The following is a 16,502-nucleotide window of genomic DNA, read 5'->3' as shown; positions in this document are numbered from 1 at the left end:
GACGGGCACCCAGGGGTACGGTCCCCCGGGGTGCCCGTCCGCACGGCACGGACCGCTCTCCGCCAAGACCGGTGAAACAATCGCCCCATGGCGGAAATCATCCAGAAGGACGGCACTTGGGCCTTCGACGGGGACGCCCTGCGGCTGACACCGGGAAGGGACAAGAACGTCAGCCTCCTGCGCAAGGCGCTCGGTGAACTCGTCGTACCTCTGGGGGCGTTGGCGGGTGTCTCGTTCGAACAGGGCAAGAAGACCGGGCGGCTCAGACTGCGGCTGCGCGACGGCGCCGATCCGCTGCTGCACGCCACCGGCGGCCGCCTCACCGAGCCCCACGACCCCTACCAACTCCTCGTGGAGTCCGACCGCTACGGCGTCGCCGAGTACTTCACGGACGAGGTCCGCAACGCCCTGCTCCTGGACCGGGTCCCGGCCGACCCGGTCACCTCGTACCTTCTCCCCGGCCCGTCCGTGCCGCTCTCCGTCTCCGCCGGTGACGGCACCGCGAGCTTCGACGGCGAGCGCGTGCGGCTGGAGTGGAACTGGAAGACGGAGGACGCCAAGGCCGCCGCGGGCTCGCGCAGCCTGCGCCTGCCCGACATCCTCGCCGTGGAGTGGCATCCGGCGGCCGGCCTGGAGAACGGCCACCTCCGCTTCACCGTGCGCAACGCCCCGACCAAGGCGCCGCCGAAGTACGACCCCAACGCCGTGGAGCTGTGGGGCTTCAAGAAGGACCCGCTGATGGCCCTGGTCGCGGCGGCCGTCCAGGCCCGCCTGCCGCATCCGTCCGCGGCCGCCGCCACGGACGGACGACCGCAGGACCCGGCGGACGCCCGCGCGCTGCCGCCCGCCTCCGAGGACGACCACGACGCCCTGCTGCGCCGACTGCGGGAACTCGGCGAGCTGCATCGGACGGGGGTGCTGACGGACGAGGAGTTCACCCTCGCCAAACAGGCAATACTCAAACGTATGTGAACCTATCGGACACGACCTGCCCGGAATCGGGCAGGATTCTTGCGAAAGCATCGCCCGTACCCCAGGATCTACCGGGTGCACGACGAACTCGTTGATCATCTGACGCGGTCCACGCCCCTGAGCCGGGGCGAGGCGCTGCGGGTGGTCCAGGACGTGCTCGCCTACTTCGACGAGACGACCGAGCAGTTCGTCCGTCGCCGCCACCGCGAGCTCCAGGCCCAGGGCCTGGTGAACGCGACGATCTTCGAACGGATCGCGGCGGACCTGAAATACCGGGCGGTGGCACCGCCGGAACTCACACTCCGGCAGCTGCGCCGGATCGTCTACGGCTGAGTCGTACGGGCGACTCGTACGGCCGAGAAACGGAATACCCCTGTATGTGCGGAATCGTCGGATACATCGGCAAGCGTGACGTGGCCCCGCTGCTGCTCGAAGGCCTCCAGCGCCTGGAGTACCGCGGCTACGACTCGGCGGGCGTCGTCGTCTCCTCCCCGAAGACGCCGACCCTGAAGATGGTCAAGGCCAAGGGCCGGGTCCGCGACCTGGAGGCCAAGGTCCCGGCGCGCTTCAAGGGCACCACCGGCATCGCCCACACCCGCTGGGCCACCCACGGCGCCCCGTCCGACGTCAACGCCCACCCGCACCTGGACGCCGAGGGCAAGGTCGCCGTCGTCCACAACGGCATCATCGACAACGCCTCCGACCTGCGCCGCAAGCTGGAGGCGGACGGTGTCGAGTTCCTCTCCGAGACCGACACCGAGGTCCTCGTCCACCTCATCGCCCGCTCCCAGGCGCCCAAGCTGGAGGACAAGGTCCGCGAGACCCTGCGGGTCATCGAGGGCACCTACGGCATCGCCGTGATGCACGCCGACTTCGGCGACCGCATCGTCGTCGCCCGCAACGGCTCCCCGGTCGTCCTCGGCATCGGCGAGAAGGAGATGTTCGTCGCCTCGGACATCGCCGCGCTGGTGACCCACACGCGGCAGATAGTGACGCTGGACGACGGCGAGATGGCCACGCTGAAGGCCGACGACTTCCGCACGTACACGACCGAGGGCACCCGTACGACGGCGGAGCCCACCACCGTGGAGTGGGAGGCCGCCTCCTACGACATGGGCGGCCACGACACCTACATGCACAAGGAGATCCACGAGCAGGCCGAGGCCGTGGACCGCGTCCTGCGCGGCCGGATCGACGACCGCTTCTCCACCGTGCACCTCGGCGGCCTGAACCTGGACGCCCGCGAGGCGCGCCGGATCCGCCGCGTGAAGATCCTCGGCTGCGGCACCTCGTACCACGCGGGCATGATCGGCGCCCAGATGATCGAGGAGCTGGCCCGCATCCCCGCGGACGCCGAGCCGGCCTCGGAGTTCCGCTACCGCAACGCGGTCGTGGACCCCGACACCCTCTACATCGCGGTCTCCCAGTCCGGCGAGACCTATGACGTCCTCGCGGCCGTACAGGAGCTGAAGCGCAAGGGCGCGCGGGTCCTGGGCATCGTGAACGTCGTCGGCTCGGCGATCGCCCGCGAGGCGGACGGCGGCATCTACGTGCACGCGGGCCCCGAGGTCTGCGTGGTCTCCACCAAGTGCTTCACCAACACCACGGTCGCCTTCGCCCTCCTCGCCCTGCACCTCGGCCGCACCCGCGACCTCTCGGTCCGCGACGGCAAGCGCATCATCGAGGGCCTGCGCAGGCTCCCCGCCCAGATCGCCGAGATCATGGAGCAGGAGGCCGAGATCGAGAAGCTGGCCAAGGCCTACGCCGACGCCCGCTCGATGCTCTTCATCGGCCGTGTCCGGGGCTACCCGGTGGCCCGTGAGGCCTCGCTGAAGCTCAAGGAGGTCTCCTACATCCACGCGGAGGCCTACCCCGCCTCGGAGCTGAAGCACGGCCCGCTGGCCCTCATCGAGCCCGCGCTCCCGACGGTCGCGATCGTTCCCGACGACGACCTCCTGGAGAAGAACCGCGCCGCCATGGAGGAGATCAAGGCCCGCAGCGGCAAGATCCTCGCCGTGGCCCACCAGCCCCAGGAGAAGGCCGACCAGACGATCGTCGTGCCGAAGAACGAGGACGAGCTGGACCCGATCCTGATGGGCATCCCGCTGCAACTCCTCGCGTACCACACGGCGTTGGCCCTGGGCCGGGACATCGACAAGCCGAGGAACCTCGCCAAGTCGGTAACGGTCGAGTAGCAGGCTTTCAGGGGCGCGGGGCTGTATCGATCTGCGGCTCCGCCGCGAGGGCGCGACAAGCCCCCACGCCCCCGCAGAGGCCACACAACGAGAACGGCCCCCACGTGATGCCACCAGTCACGGGGGGCCGTCTCCATGCGCCGGGGAGCCGCCCAACCCCCCGGCCCGCGCAGCTAACCGGTGGCCGTCACTCCCCGGCCGGCAGCACGACGCGGAACCGAAGTAGGCCAGTGGGCCAACGCCGCGGTCGCCGCATACCAGGCAACCGCACCCGCGGCGACGGCGAACCAGCCCCCGACCTTCGCGAGCCCGTCGTTCCCGGCGAACATCGCGATGGACAACAGGAGAAGGGAGACGAAGAACAACCCGTACGCGCCCTGACCGAGCTGGTCGCCACCGGCGAGCGTCAGGGACAGCGCCACGAGGGCGAACAGCAGCAGGAACAACCCGGCCGCGTTGGCGGAGACTTCCGGCGCCACGGCCCACGTGAACCACAGCGCACCGAGCGCCGTGAAGGCCGTACCGGAGGCGTTGTCGCGGTCACTGAAGGCCATCAGGCCGGCGACGAAGAGGGCAACTCCGCCCACGTACTGTGCGATTGATACGGCGTCAGCGGCCGTGACCCCGTTGATCACTTCGGTGTGCCCCAGCCCGAAGGCCAACAGGGTGACACCCAGGGCGAGTCGGCCGACCACGGTGGTGATTCCGCTTCCCGCAGAGACGTCGTTGTCCACGGCGGGCTCCCTTCTTGCATGTGCAGTCGTGCGGTGAGCGATATATGCCCTTCACAAGAGCACAAACACCTCTACGCGCGAGTAGATTTATGCGCTGCACACAGGGGACGGTGGGTACCCACGCCGCATCTCACCAGGGAGAACGGTGAGTTACGGAATGACAACGACGGGCCGCTGCGCCCGCTTGGCGAGCCGTCCGGCGACGGAGCCGAAGATGCGGCCGACGATGCCGTGGGTCGAGCCGACGACGATCGCGTCCGCTTCGTACTCCCGCCCGACCTCCTCCAGCTCGTGGCAGATGTCGCCGCCGCGCTCGACGAGGATCCACGGCACCTCGGAGAGGTACTCCGCACAGGCGAGCTCAAGGCCCAGCACCTCGGTGCGGTGATCCGGCACGTCCACGAAGACCGGCGGCTCGCAGCCCGCCCACACCGTGGTGGGCAGCCGGTTGGCGACATGCACGATGATCAGGCCCGAGCCGGAGCGGTGCGCCATGCCGATGGCGTACGCGAGGGCGCGCTCACTGGAGGTGGAGCCGTCGAAGCCGACGACGACACCGTGCTTGAAGGCGGGATCGCAGGAACGGCGTGGTTCTTCCGCCGCCAGGGGCTCGGCCGCCGTGGGATCGGCGACGGGCCGCTTGCGGTCCGCGGGTTCGAAGAATTCGTGACCGGCCATGGCTGTCTCGGCGTTGTGATCCTTGTGTGGGGGACGACAGGGTTCGGCGGAGCTGTGTCCGGGAATCATCTTCCCAACCCCATACCCCCAAGGGTACGGCGGCACGCCTCCTTAGCCCAGATCCCGCAAACGCTCTGCGGGGGTTCCAGGGAGCATGCACGAGGGGCGCCCGTAACGCAATGGTTGCTGTGCTGTACAGGCGGTTTGCACGGGATTCACATACCGGGGGCGCGGTATGCCCACGGAAGGCGGCCGGCGCTCCCACGGGAGACGGCCCGCACTCCCCGCGGGGGACGGGCCCGGCGGCACAGTGACCGACCGGTCGAACACGCGTTGAACCCGGTGAGCCGCCGACCACGGGAGCACGCCATGTCCGGACAGCAGCCCCAGGACACCACCACCGACGTGGTCCGCTGGGCGGCCTTCAGCTGCGTCCTCGTCCCCGTCGTCCTCCTCTGGTACGGCACCTCCCTGGCCGGCGCCACCGGCACCGCCCTGGGGCTCGCCGCCGTCACCGCCGTATGCCGGTTCCTGCTGCGCCAGTCCGAGCGCGGCGCGGCCCGGCTGCTCGCCGAGGAACACGCGTCCCGCCCGCCCCATCGGGGCCGCCACCACAGGGCCGGGGCGGGCTCGCACCGGGCCGGACGCCACTCCGGAGGAAATACACCGGGCGGCTGACCGGTTTCCATGCCCTCGGGCGAATCTTTTCAGCCAACTTCCGGCCATCGCGCATCCCTCGGCCGAACCACCCCCCAACCCCCGTTCCACCTGCACGGAAAGGGGGTACGGGGCCCCGCGCACCCTATGTGGATTGGCCACTGCCACAAGGCGCACTTCCCTGCGCACTCCCCGGATGCAACGCTTCGTGATCGAATGCTTTACGCCAAGTTGCCAAGTCGACAATGTGCCGGGTGCTGAACTGGTCACCTCGGCACCACGGGACACAGTAGATTCGATCTTGACTGTCTTACGGCGGGGGACTCGTGCAGGACCGAGGGGAAACGTGCAGGAGCGACACAACCGAGGAGCCGCGACCACCGAGGGGGGCTTAGCAGTATGAGCCACGACTCCACTGCCGCGCCGGAAGCCGCGGCCCGGAAGCTTTCCGGGCGACGCCGCAAGGAGATCGTCGCGGTGCTGCTGTTCAGCGGCGGTCCCATCTTCGAGAGTTCCATACCGCTGTCGGTGTTCGGTATCGACCGCCAGGACGCCGGCGTGCCGCGCTACCGCCTGTTGGTGTGCGGCGGCGAGGAAGGCCCGCTGCGGACCACAGGGGGCCTGGAACTCTCCGCACCACATGGCCTGGAGGCGATCTCGCGCGCGGGCACGGTCGTCGTGCCGGCCTGGCGCTCGATCACCTCGCCACCGCCCGAGGAAGCGCTCGACGCACTGCGCCGGGCGCACGAGGAAGGCGCCCGCATCGTCGGGCTGTGCACCGGCGCCTTCGTCCTCGCCGCGGCGGGCCTGCTGGACGGCCGCCCCGCGACGACACACTGGATGTACGCGCCGACGCTGGCCAAGCGCTATCCGTCGGTGCACGTGGATCCGCGAGAACTCTTCGTGGACGACGGCGACGTCCTGACGTCCGCGGGAACGGCCGCGGGCATCGACCTCTGTCTCCACATCGTGCGGACGGACCACGGCAACGAGGCGGCCGGCGCCCTGGCGCGCCGCCTGGTGGTCCCGCCGCGCCGGTCGGGCGGCCAGGAGCGCTACCTCGATCGGTCTTTACCGGAGGAGATCGGCGCCGACCCGCTCGCCGAGGTCGTCGCCTGGGCGCTGGAGCACCTCCACGAGCAGTTCGACGTGGAGACGCTCGCGGCGAGGGCGTACATGAGCCGACGCACCTTCGACCGCCGCTTCCGCTCGCTGACGGGTTCGGCCCCTCTTCAGTGGCTGATCACGCAGCGGGTGCTCCAGGCACAGCGCCTGCTGGAGACGTCGGACTACTCGGTGGACGAGGTCGCGGGCCGCTGCGGCTTCCGTTCGCCGGTGGCGCTGCGCGGGCACTTCCGCCGCCAGCTGGGCTCGTCGCCGGCCGCGTACCGGGCGGCGTACCGGGCCCGCCGACCGCAGGGCGACAGGCCGCCGATGGACGTCGACACCGCGCCCGGACCCACGCCCACGCTGCACCCCGAGGGCGGCGGACCCGTCCCGCTGCAGACCCGCCGCACCGCGGCGGCGAACGCCGTCGGCCCCGCGGCCACCTCGTCCCTGGCCACGGCCGCGGACAACGGCCGTGAGGCGTACGCCGGAAGCCGCGCGAGCCTGCCGGGGCAGCGCAGCGGAGCGTGACCTCGTGAACGCCGGACGGGCAGTCCCAGCCCGTCCGGCCTCGCGGCGTTCCAGCCCGCCCGGCGCCGCGGCGTTCCAGCCCACCCAGCCCCGCGGCGCTCCAGCCCGCCCGGCGCCGCGGCGTCCCAGCCCACCCAGCCCCGCGGCGTCCCAGCCCGTCCGGCCTCGCGGCGTTGCTGACGCGGGCACCACAGAACGCGACGTCAGCCGTAGGGTGGTCGCATGAACGATCGCATGGTGTGGATCGACTGCGAGATGACCGGCCTCTCGCTGTCCGACGACGCGCTCATCGAGGTGGCCGCCCTCGTCACCGACTCCGAGCTGAACATTCTCGGCGAGGGGGTGGACATCGTCGTCCGGCCGCCGGACGCGGCCCTGGAGACGATGCCGGAGGTGGTGCGTCAGATGCACACCGCGTCCGGACTGCTCGACGAACTCGCCGGCGGTACGACGCTGGCGGACGCCGAGGCGCAGGTCCTCGCCTATGTCCGCGAGCACGTCAAGGAGCCGGGCAAGGCCCCGCTGTGCGGCAACTCCGTCGGCACCGACCGCGGCTTCCTGCTGCGGGACATGCCGACGCTGGAGGACTACCTCCACTACCGGATCGTGGACGTGTCGAGCATCAAGGAGCTGGCCCGGCGCTGGTACCCGCGGGCGTACTTCAACAGCCCCGAGAAGAACGGCAACCACCGGGCGCTCGCCGACATCCGTGAGTCGATCGCCGAACTGCGGTACTACCGCGAGGCCGTCTTCGTACCCCAGCCCGGCCCGGACTCCGAGACCGCCAAGGGCATCGCCGCGAAGTACGTTCTGCCTGCTCAGTAGCCGCGCGCGGGGCCCGGAACGGGGCCCCGCAAAAGGCGGGCGCGAGCACCCCTTCGGACCCTGTACACTTTTTCTCGGCCGGTCGGAAAGCCCCAAGGCGAACAGCCGGTCATGGTGGGTGTAGCTCAGCTGGTAGAGCACCTGGTTGTGGTCCAGGATGCCGCGGGTTCGAGTCCCGTCACTCACCCTGAGCGATCAGCCGGTGGCCTCTCGGAGGTCACCGGCTGATTGCGTTGCGGGCCGCCGCGCACGCTCCCGAGAATGACCGCCTCCCTGCACACCCCGTGCCTCGACCTCCTGGGTCGTCGGCTCGCGGCGCCCTGGCAGGGCCGTGGCCCGGCCCTCGGAGGCGTCCCGCGCCCTCGTCGCCCAGCTCGCCGAGCAGCCTGACGCCCCCACCGTCATCGCCCACGTCCACGTCGGCCGCTCCGCCTCCGCGGCCGTCGCGCGGGCCGCCGGGTCGGCCCCGACCGACGAGCGGCAGGACGGCGAGATCCGCTGGCGGCTGCGGCCATCACCGCAGGCAGGGCGTATCGTCGCCTTATGGGCCGGCCGGAAGACTGGGAGGCTCATCATGAGGTCGCGACGAACTCACCGGTGGCGCCTGCTGACGTGGCTCGTCCTCGCGTTCAACCTGGCGATGCTGCTGTGGCTCGTGGTCGCCCTGGACGCCGCCGAGAACGACACCGAGACCTGCGTCGGCGACCTGTGCCGCGAGGCCAACGACCCCGCCAGCGCGACCGGCACCTGGCTGGTCGTCCTCGTATGGCTGACGGGCACAGTGCTCCTGACCGCCGCCTGGCTCATCACCCACCACACCGAACGCCCGAGCCGCGGCCCCCGCCGCGGCTGGCACCGCTGAAGCCCCCGGCTCCGTGGCCAGGACGCCCCGGCGTCGCTTCATCCCCCGAACACCGCGGCACGGCGGGCGACGATCCCGCTCCGGCCGCGGATCGATCACCCCGCCCCCCGAGGCGACACCCCGGGCTCAGGACGAGGCCCGCTCCGCCAGCTCCGTGGCCAGCACCATCTGGCGTCGCCTCAGCCCGCGGGAGACCGCGGGGCGGCGGTCGGCGATCTCTTCCAGGAGCAGGTCGATCATGCGGCGGCCCATCTCCTCGATGGGCTGGCGGACGCTGGTGAGGGGCGGGTCCATGTGGCGGGCGATGGCGGAGTCGTCGTAGCCGACCAGCGCCACGTCCTCGGGGATGCGCACGCCCCGCTCGCGCAACACCTGACGGGCGCCCGCGGCCATCACGTCCGAGCCGGCGAAGACGGCGTCGAGGTCGGGGCGGCGTTCCAGCAGGGCAGTCATCGCGCGCCGGCCGCCCTCGTCGGTGAAGTCGCCCGGTTCGATCAGCCGCTCGTCCACGGTGTGGCCCGCGTCGCGCAGGGCGTCGCGGTAGCCGTCGACGCGGCGCTGGGCGCCGTAGACGTCCAGGCGGCCGGTGATGTGAGCTATCTCCCGGCGGCCGCGGGAGAGCAGGTGCTCCACGGCCTGGCGGGCGCCGCCGTAGTTGTCGGAGTCCACCGAGGTGAGGGTCTCGGCGGCGGATCTCGGGCCACTGATCACGGCCGGTATCTCCAGTTGGGCCAGCAGGTCGGGCAGCGGGTCGTCGGCGTGCACCGAGACCAGCAGGACGCCGTCCACGCGGTGCGCGGCCAGGTACTGGGCCAGGCGCTGCCGCTCCCGGTCGCTGCCCGCGAAGATCAACAGCAACTGCATCTCGGTGTCGGAGAGTTCGGCGCCGACGCCCTTGAGCATGTCCGAGAAGTACGGTTCCGAGAAGAAGCGGGTCTCCGGCTCGGGGACGACCAGGGCGATCGCGTCGGTGCGGTTGGCGGCCAGGGCGCGGGCGGCCGTGTTCGGGACGTAGCCGAGTTCGGCGACCGCGGCTTCCACGGCGGCACGGGTGGCGTCGCTGACCCGGGGCGAGCCGTTGATCACCCGGGAGACCGTGCCCCGCCCGACACCGGCGCGCGCGGCGACCTCTTCGAGGGTGGGACGCCCACCGCTCCGGCCCCGCGCTCCGTGGCTTGCCATGGGCTCCGCCTTTCGCCGTCGTCGTGTCGCTGGCCTGGAATTTAACAGTCCCGTGCGGGACTGTGGCCTTCCCCCGGCAGTCGCCCTCCCGACACCGGGTCCACCGGACCGCGCGACCCGGCCGCCCACCGGGTCGCAGTTAACAGCCCGATAACTGAACGCATCTCTCCGCTCCCGTGCCCTTGACACCCCCGCCCGGACCGACGACTCTTCAACACATCACTTGTGGGAGCGCTCCCACGGTACCTGACACATACACATCCCGCACGTTCCCCGCCCGAGCCGCAGCGAGAACTAACGGGCCCAACATTGCAGTTGGCCGGGGGGTCGGCACGTCAGGGCAACAGGAGGACGACATGCGAGCACGTACCCGAATCCGCCGCAAGGCGGTTGTCCTCGCGGCGGTGGCGTCGCTGGGCACCGGGCTGCTGGCCGGCTGTGCCGACGACGGCAACGGCGACGACAACGACTCGTCGTCGGGGAGCGGCGGCGGCAAGACCAAGATCACGCTCGGTCTGTTCGGCACCGCCGGTTTCGAGGAGGCCGGTCTGTACAAGGAGTACGAGAAGCTCAACCCGGACATCGACATCCAGCAGACCGTCGTCGAGCGCAACGAGAACTACTACCCGGCGCTGCTGAACCACCTCACCACCAACAGCGGACTCCAGGACATCCAGATGGTCGAGGTCGGCAACATCGCCGAGATCGTCCAGACCCAGTCCGACAAGCTGCTCGACCTGTCGAAGTACGGCAAGAAGAGCGACTACCTGGAGTGGAAGTGGGAGCAGGCCACCACTGAGGACGGCCAGACGATCGGCGTCGGCACCGACGTCGGCCCGATGGCCATCTGCTACCGCAAGGACCTCTTCCAGAAGGCCGGCCTGCCCACCGACCGCGAGGAAGTCGGCAAGCTGTGGGCCGGCAGTTGGGACAAGCTCGTCGAGGTCGGCAAGGACTACCAGAAGAAGGCGGGCGACAGCACCACCTTCCTGGACTCCCCCGGCGGCCTGCTCCAGGCCATCCTCAGCAGTGAGGAGGAGCGCTTCTACGACTCCTCCGGCGAGGTCATCTACAAGACCAACCCGGCCGTGAAGGCCGCGTTCGACCTCACCGCCGAGGCGGCCGAGGCCGGACTGGTCGGCAACCAGACGCAGTTCCAGCCCGCCTGGGACACCACGATCGCCAACGGCAAGTTCGCCGCGATGTCCTGCCCGCCGTGGATGCTCGGCTACATCAAGGGCAAGTCGAAGCCCGAGGCGGCCGGCAAGTGGGACGTCGCCCAGGCGCCCAGGTCCGGCAACTGGGGCGGCTCCTTCCTGACCGTGCCCAAGTCCGGCAAGAACGCGGAGGAGGCCGCGAAGCTGGCCGCCTGGCTGACCGCCCCCGAGCAGCAGGCCAAGCTCTTCGGTGTGCAGGGCAGCTTCCCGAGCACCCCGGCGGCCTACGAGTCGACCGAGGTGACCAGCGCCAAGAACGACATGACCGGTGACGCGCCGATCGGCGAGATCTTCGCCGAGGCCGCCGCGAACATCCCGGTCCAGACGATCGGCCCGAAGGACCAGATCATCCAGCAGGGTCTCACCGACAACGGTGTGGTCCTGGTCGCCCAGGGCAAGTCCGCCGAGCAGGCCTGGGACAACGCCGTGAAGACCATCGACAACGCCCTGGATCAGTGACCCGTATGACCACTGGGCACGACACCGCCGCCGCGTCCCCCGCAAAGGGGGGCGCGGCCCCGGGCCGCTCCTCCGGCGAGGGCCCGGTCACCGAGCAGGAGCGGCGGCGCCGGTCCCGGCTGTCCCGCCGCTGGCAGCGGGACGTGCGCTGGAGCCCGTACGCCTTCGTCTCGCCGTTCTTCCTGCTCTTCCTGGCCTTCGGCCTGTTCCCGCTCATCTACACGGGCTGGGCCTCGCTGCACCAGGTGGAGCTCACCGCACCCACCGACATGAAGTGGGTGGGCCTGCGCAACTACACGCGGATCTTCGACGACGACTTCTACTGGAACGCCGCGCAGAACACGCTGACGATCGGCATCATCTCGACCGTTCCGCAGCTGCTGATGGCGATGGGCATCGCCCACATCCTCAACTACAAGCTGCGCGCGTCGACCTTCTACCGGGTCGTCATGCTGGCCCCGTACGCGACCTCGATCGCCGCCGCCTCGCTGGTCTTCGTGCTGCTCTTCGGCCGCGACTACGGCATGATCAACTGGGCGCTGGGGACCGTCGGCATCGACAGCGTCGACTGGCAGAACGACACATGGGCCTCGCAGATCGCCGTGTCCACGATCGTCATCTGGCGCTGGACCGGCTACAACGCGCTGATCTACCTGGCCGCGATGCAGGCGATCCCGCAGGATCTGTACGAGTCGGCGGCGCTCGACGGAGCCAGCCGCTGGCAGCAGTTCTTCCATGTCACGCTGCCCTCGCTGCGCCCGACGATCCTGTTCACGGTCGTCGTGTCGACCATCGGCGCCTCCCAGCTGTTCGGCGAGCCGCTGCTGTTCGACGCGAACAAGGGCGCCTCCGGCGGCCCCGAGCACCAGTTCCAGACGCTCGGCCTGTATCTGTACGAGCAGGGCTGGGTCAACCAGCACCTGGGCCGCGCCTCCGCGATCGCCTGGACGATGTTCCTGATCCTCATCGTGATCGGGATCGTCAACTACGTCATCTCGCGCCGGCTGCGCGCCAGTAGTTAGGAGACCCGGCCGTGACGACGACCCTGACGAAACCCGACTCCCCCGAGGACAAGCGGCCGCGCGTGCGGCGGCCCAAGTCGGCTCGGGCCGGCGGGCAGATGCACGCCGGGCCGATCGCGTACATCATCCTCGCGCTGTTCACCATCGGCTCGCTGTTCCCACTGGTGTGGACGGCGATCGCCGCCTCGCGCGACAACCAGCGGCTGGCGGAGAACCCGCCGCCGCTCTGGTTCGGCTCCGGCCTGTTCGACAAGCTCGAAATCGCCTGGAAGGACGCCAACCTGGGCGAGGCCTTCCTCAACACCACGATCGTGGCGGGCATTTCCGCGGTGACGATCGTCGTGCTGTCGACGGTCGCCGGGTTCGCCTTCGCCAAACTGCGCTTCAAGGGCCGCAACGCCATGATGCTGATCGTGATCGGCACGATGATGGTGCCGCCGCAGCTCAGCATCATCCCGCTGTACATGATGGTCGCCAAGCTGGACTGGACCGACCAGTTGCAGGCGGTGATCTTCCCGTCGCTGGTGAGCGCGTTCGGTGTGTTCTTCATGCGGCAGTACCTGCTCCAGGCCCTGCCGGACGAGATCATCGAGGCGGCCCGGGTGGACGGCGCGAGCAGTTGGCGCGTGGTGTGGCACGTGGTGTTCCCGGCGGCCCGCCCCGCGATGGCCGTGCTGGGCATGCTGATGTTCGTGCAGACCTGGAACGACTTCCTGTGGCCGTTCCTGGTGCTCACCCAGACCGGCAATCCGACCGTCCAGGTGGCGGTCGCGGGACTGGGCCGCGGCTACACGCCCGACCAGTCCCTGATCATGGCCGGCGCGCTGCTCGGCACGCTGCCGCTGCTGCTCGTCTTCGCGATCTTCGGCAAGCAGATCGTGGGCGGCATCATGCAGGGCGCCGTCAAGGGCTGATGCCCCGCATTCGTCTCAGGGGGCCGGGTCACCGCCGCTCCGGCCCCTGTTTCTTCCTCCATTCCCCCCAACCCGTCGGTCTTCACGACCCCCTATGGGAGCGCTTCCATGCCTGAGTCCGCACAGCCGGTGAACCCGGTGACCTTTCCTCCCGCCTTCCTCTGGGGCGCGGCGACCTCCGCGTACCAGATCGAGGGAGCGGTGCGGGAGGACGGCCGTACGCCCTCGATCTGGGACACCTTCAGCCATACCCCCGGCAAGACGGCCGGCGGCGACACCGGTGACATCGCTGTCGACCACTACCACCGCTTCCGCGACGACGTGGCGCTCATGGCCGACCTCGGGCTGACCGCGTACCGCTTCTCGATCTCCTGGTCCCGGGTGCAGCCGACCGGGCGCGGGCCCGCGGTCCAGCGGGGCCTGGACTTCTACCGCAATCTGGTGGACGAGCTGCTCTCGCACGGCATCAAGCCCGCGATCACCCTCTACCACTGGGACCTGCCGCAGGAGCTGGAGGACGCGGGCGGCTGGCCGGAGCGGGACACCGCCTACCGGTTCGCCGAGTACGCGCAGATCGTCGGCGAGGCGCTCGGCGACCGCGTGGAGCAGTGGATCACCCTCAACGAGCCCTGGTGCAGCGCCTTCCTGGGCTACGCCGCGGGCGTCCACGCGCCCGGCCGTACGGACCCGGCGGCCTCCCTGCGCGCCGCCCACCACCTCAACCTGGCGCACGGGCTGGGCGCTTCGGCCCTGCGCTCGGTGATGCCGGCCCGCAACTCGGTGGCCATCAGCCTCAACCCCTCGGTGGTCAGGCCGGCGTCCGAGGACCCGGCGGACCTGGCGGCGCGGCAGCGCATCGACGACCTGGCCAACGGCGTCTTCCACGGCCCGCTGCTGCACGGCGCCTACCCGGAGACGCTGCTCGCGGCGACCTCCTCGGTCACGGACTGGTCCTTCGTCCAGGACGGCGACCTGGCCACGATCCACCAACCGCTCGACGCGCTGGGCCTCAACTACTACACGCCGACGCTGGTTTCGGCGGCGACCTCGGAGCCGGCCGGCCCGCGCGCGGACGGCCACGGGGCGGGCGCCCACTCCCCCTGGCCGGGCGCGGACGACGTGGCGTTCCACCAGACGCCGGGCGAGCGCACGGAGATGGGCTGGACGATCGACCCGACCGGCCTGCACGAGCTGATCATGCGGTACACCCGGGAGGCGCCGGGCCTGCCCCTGTACATCACCGAGAACGGCGCGGCCTACGACGACAAGCCCGACCCGGACGGCCGGGTCCACGACCCCGAGCGGATCGCCTATCTGCACGGCCACCTCGCGGCGGTCCGCCGGGCCATAGAGGACGGCGCGGACGTCCGCGGCTACTACCTGTGGTCCCTGATGGACAACTTCGAGTGGGCCTACGGCTACGAGAAGCGCTTCGGCGCGGTCTACGTCGACTACGGGACGCTGGAGCGCACCCCCAAGTCGAGCGCCCTGTGGTACGGCCAGGCGGCCCGCTCGGGGACGCTGCCGGCGGTGGAGACCCTCTAGAGCAGTGAAGACCATCCGGAAACGGGGGACGGGCGCGGCACCCGAGGGGGGTGCCGCGCCCTGGTCTTGTCGTGGCGGTTACCGGCGCACCTACTTGTAGGCCGCGAATGCCTTCGTGAAGGCGTTGGTCTCCTGGACGATCGAGCTGCAGGTGGCGTCGGCGTGGTTCTTGGCGCCGCCCGGGCACTGCTTGTCGCGGGTGGCGGACCACATCGACAGCCAGCCGATCCCCTTGGACCTGGCGAAGTCCACCAGTTGGGCGGCGTCGTCGACCTTGAAGATCTCGGTGGGCACGTCGTTGACGCCGATCATCGGAGTGACGGCGACGGCCTTCCAGGCGGCGCTGTCGCTCAGCCCGAGGACGCCCTTGATCTGGGCCTGCGTCGCGGTGGCGGCCTGCTCGGCGTAGGTGCCCATGTCGCCGCTGTACGCCGGGCCGTAGTCCATCGCCATGATGTTGACGGCAGAGATGTCGACGCCGTTCTTCGCCGCGTCGGCCAGCAGGTCCACGCCGGCCTGGGTCAGGCCCTCCGGCATCACCGGGAGGGTGAAGGAGACGTCCAGGCCGGGGTGCTGCTTCTGGAGCTTGGTGATGGCCTGGGCGCGGCGAGTGTTGGCCGCGGCGTCGGGCAGGGCGCCGCCCTCGACGTCGAAGTCGACCTTGGTGAGGTCGTAGGCGTCCACGACCTTGCCGTACGCCGTGGCCAGCGCGTCCGCCGAGGCGCAGGTCGTCGCGAGTTCGCTGCCGGCCGCGCCGCCGAAGGAGACCCGGACGTCGCCGCCCTTGGCGCGCAGGGCGCCGATCTGTCCGGCCACGGCGTCGCTCCCGAGGTCGGTGACGCCGCCCCACTTGGGTGTGCAGCCGCCGCCGTCGGTGACGAAGGCGAGGTTGTAGTGCTTGACGCCGGTGGCCGCGGCGGTGGCGAGCAGGTCGAAGGCCGGGTAGAGGGAGGTGTCGACGTAGGGGGCGAAGCCGGCGTTCGCCGGGGTGCCGCTGCCGGTGCTCTCCGAGGGGGAGGCGGTGGGGGTGGGCGTGGGGGTCTGGGTCGGCTCGGCCGTCGGGGTGGGGGTCGGTGTGGGGGTCGGGGTCGCCGTCTCCGTCGGGCGGCCGGTCGGATGCGGGGTGGCGCTGTCGTCCGCGGAGCACTTCGCGTCGTCGATGAGGCAGCCCGTCGGGTCGCCGGTGCCGTTGACGACGAAGCCGACGGTGACCGACTCGCCGGCCGCCAGACCGTCCTTGTCCCAGGCCGCCGGCTTCACGGTGACGTGCGCGCCGCTGACGCTCGACTCGGCGTTCCACAGCGAGCTCAGCTTCGTGCCCGGGGGCAGGTCGAACTCCAGGGTCCAGTCCGTCTTCGCCGCGCCGCTGTTGTTGGTGACGACGTACTGCGCGGTGTACCCGGTGGACCAGTCGCTGGTCCTCGTGTAGGCGGCGCCCACGCCGGCCGCCTGCGCGGTGCCGGTGAGGAAGACGGCGCCGCCACCCACCACGGCCGCGGCGACGAGGCCGCCCATCGCCTTGTTCCTGCCGCTGATTCCGCGCCGGTGCGTGCTCATCGCCTGCCTGCTTTCGCTGCTCACGGGGGGTGGGTGCGGCAGCTC

Annotated in this window: 15 protein-coding genes and 1 tRNA gene; 12 read left to right on the top strand and 4 right to left on the bottom strand. The window is 70.5% G+C overall.

Annotation, left to right across the window (positions count from 1 at the left end; translation table 11 throughout):
• Positions 1-87 precede the first annotated feature (87 nt).
• From ICC28_RS38745 to glmS, 3 genes are all read left to right on the top strand, one after another.
• The gene (locus ICC28_RS38745; RefSeq protein WP_188293563.1) at positions 88-972 is read left to right on the top strand and encodes a DUF4429 domain-containing protein; all 885 of its coding nucleotides are present in this window, start codon (positions 88-90) and stop codon (positions 970-972) included.
• Positions 973-1,047: 75 nt separating this feature from the next.
• On the top strand, positions 1,048-1,305 hold the full coding sequence (locus ICC28_RS38740; protein WP_188293598.1) for a hypothetical protein: 258 nt from the start codon (positions 1,048-1,050) through the stop codon (positions 1,303-1,305).
• 44 nt (positions 1,306-1,349) lie between these two features.
• Positions 1,350-3,167 carry a glutamine--fructose-6-phosphate transaminase (isomerizing) gene (gene glmS / locus ICC28_RS38735; protein WP_188293562.1) on the top strand — a complete coding sequence of 606 codons (1,818 nt, stop codon included), beginning with the start codon at positions 1,350-1,352 and terminating at the stop codon, positions 3,165-3,167.
• Positions 3,168-3,340: 173 nt separating this feature from the next.
• On the opposite strand, the gene ICC28_RS38730 is transcribed toward glmS, so the two are convergent.
• Positions 3,341-3,901 (bottom strand): GPR1/FUN34/YaaH family transporter, encoded by a 561-nt coding sequence (locus ICC28_RS38730; RefSeq protein WP_188293561.1) that lies wholly within the window; start codon positions 3,899-3,901, stop codon positions 3,341-3,343.
• A gap of 150 nt (positions 3,902-4,051) precedes the next feature.
• Complete coding sequence (locus ICC28_RS38725) at positions 4,052-4,579, bottom strand: universal stress protein (RefSeq protein ID WP_188293560.1); 528 nt, start codon at positions 4,577-4,579, stop codon at positions 4,052-4,054.
• A gap of 369 nt (positions 4,580-4,948) precedes the next feature.
• On the opposite strand from ICC28_RS38725, the gene ICC28_RS38720 reads away from it, so the two are divergent.
• The 5 genes from ICC28_RS38720 (at position 4,949) to ICC28_RS38700 (ending at position 8,561) form a co-directional block, all read left to right on the top strand.
• Positions 4,949-5,257 carry a hypothetical protein gene (locus ICC28_RS38720; protein WP_188293559.1) on the top strand — a complete coding sequence of 103 codons (309 nt, stop codon included), beginning with the start codon at positions 4,949-4,951 and terminating at the stop codon, positions 5,255-5,257.
• Positions 5,258-5,635: 378 nt separating this feature from the next.
• A complete protein-coding gene (locus tag ICC28_RS38715; RefSeq protein WP_188293558.1) occupies positions 5,636-6,874 on the top strand; it encodes a helix-turn-helix domain-containing protein in 1,239 nt (412 codons plus the stop codon).
• A 222-nt stretch (positions 6,875-7,096) separates the two neighbouring features.
• Entirely contained in the window at positions 7,097-7,699 is a 603-nt protein-coding gene (orn, locus tag ICC28_RS38710) for an oligoribonuclease (RefSeq protein ID WP_188293557.1), read from the top strand.
• Between the two features lie 114 nt (positions 7,700-7,813).
• Positions 7,814-7,886: transfer RNA gene (locus ICC28_RS38705), tRNA-His, on the top strand.
• Positions 7,887-8,030: 144 nt separating this feature from the next.
• Positions 8,031-8,561, top strand: a complete 531-nt coding sequence (locus tag ICC28_RS38700; RefSeq protein ID WP_188293556.1) for a hypothetical protein — start codon at positions 8,031-8,033, stop codon at positions 8,559-8,561.
• Between the two features lie 126 nt (positions 8,562-8,687).
• On the opposite strand, the gene ICC28_RS38695 is transcribed toward ICC28_RS38700, so the two are convergent.
• Entirely contained in the window at positions 8,688-9,743 is a 1,056-nt protein-coding gene (locus ICC28_RS38695; protein ID WP_188293555.1) for a LacI family DNA-binding transcriptional regulator, read from the bottom strand.
• Between the two features lie 356 nt (positions 9,744-10,099).
• On the opposite strand from ICC28_RS38695, the gene ICC28_RS38690 reads away from it, so the two are divergent.
• From ICC28_RS38690 to ICC28_RS38675, 4 genes are all read left to right on the top strand, one after another.
• Positions 10,100-11,419 carry an ABC transporter substrate-binding protein gene (locus tag ICC28_RS38690; protein WP_188293554.1) on the top strand — a complete coding sequence of 440 codons (1,320 nt, stop codon included), beginning with the start codon at positions 10,100-10,102 and terminating at the stop codon, positions 11,417-11,419.
• A gap of 5 nt (positions 11,420-11,424) precedes the next feature.
• Positions 11,425-12,441 (top strand): carbohydrate ABC transporter permease, encoded by a 1,017-nt coding sequence (locus ICC28_RS38685; protein ID WP_188293553.1) that lies wholly within the window; start codon positions 11,425-11,427, stop codon positions 12,439-12,441.
• Positions 12,442-12,452: 11 nt separating this feature from the next.
• Positions 12,453-13,355, top strand: a complete 903-nt coding sequence (locus ICC28_RS38680) for a carbohydrate ABC transporter permease (protein ID WP_188293552.1) — start codon at positions 12,453-12,455, stop codon at positions 13,353-13,355.
• A 108-nt stretch (positions 13,356-13,463) separates the two neighbouring features.
• Positions 13,464-14,900 (top strand): GH1 family beta-glucosidase, encoded by a 1,437-nt coding sequence (locus ICC28_RS38675; protein ID WP_188293551.1) that lies wholly within the window; start codon positions 13,464-13,466, stop codon positions 14,898-14,900.
• A gap of 90 nt (positions 14,901-14,990) precedes the next feature.
• Here the strand turns inward: ICC28_RS38675 and ICC28_RS38670 are convergent, their stop codons facing one another.
• Positions 14,991-16,457, bottom strand: coding sequence for a cellulose binding domain-containing protein (locus tag ICC28_RS38670; RefSeq protein WP_188293550.1), 1,467 nt, complete (start codon positions 16,455-16,457; stop codon positions 14,991-14,993).
• Positions 16,458-16,502: the final 45 nt, after the last annotated feature.

It is taken from the genome of Streptomyces sp. TRM68416, assembly GCF_014596915.1.
Lineage (GTDB): Bacteria > Actinomycetota > Actinomycetes > Streptomycetales > Streptomycetaceae > Streptomyces.
This window is presented reverse-complemented; position numbering and strand designations above follow the sequence as displayed.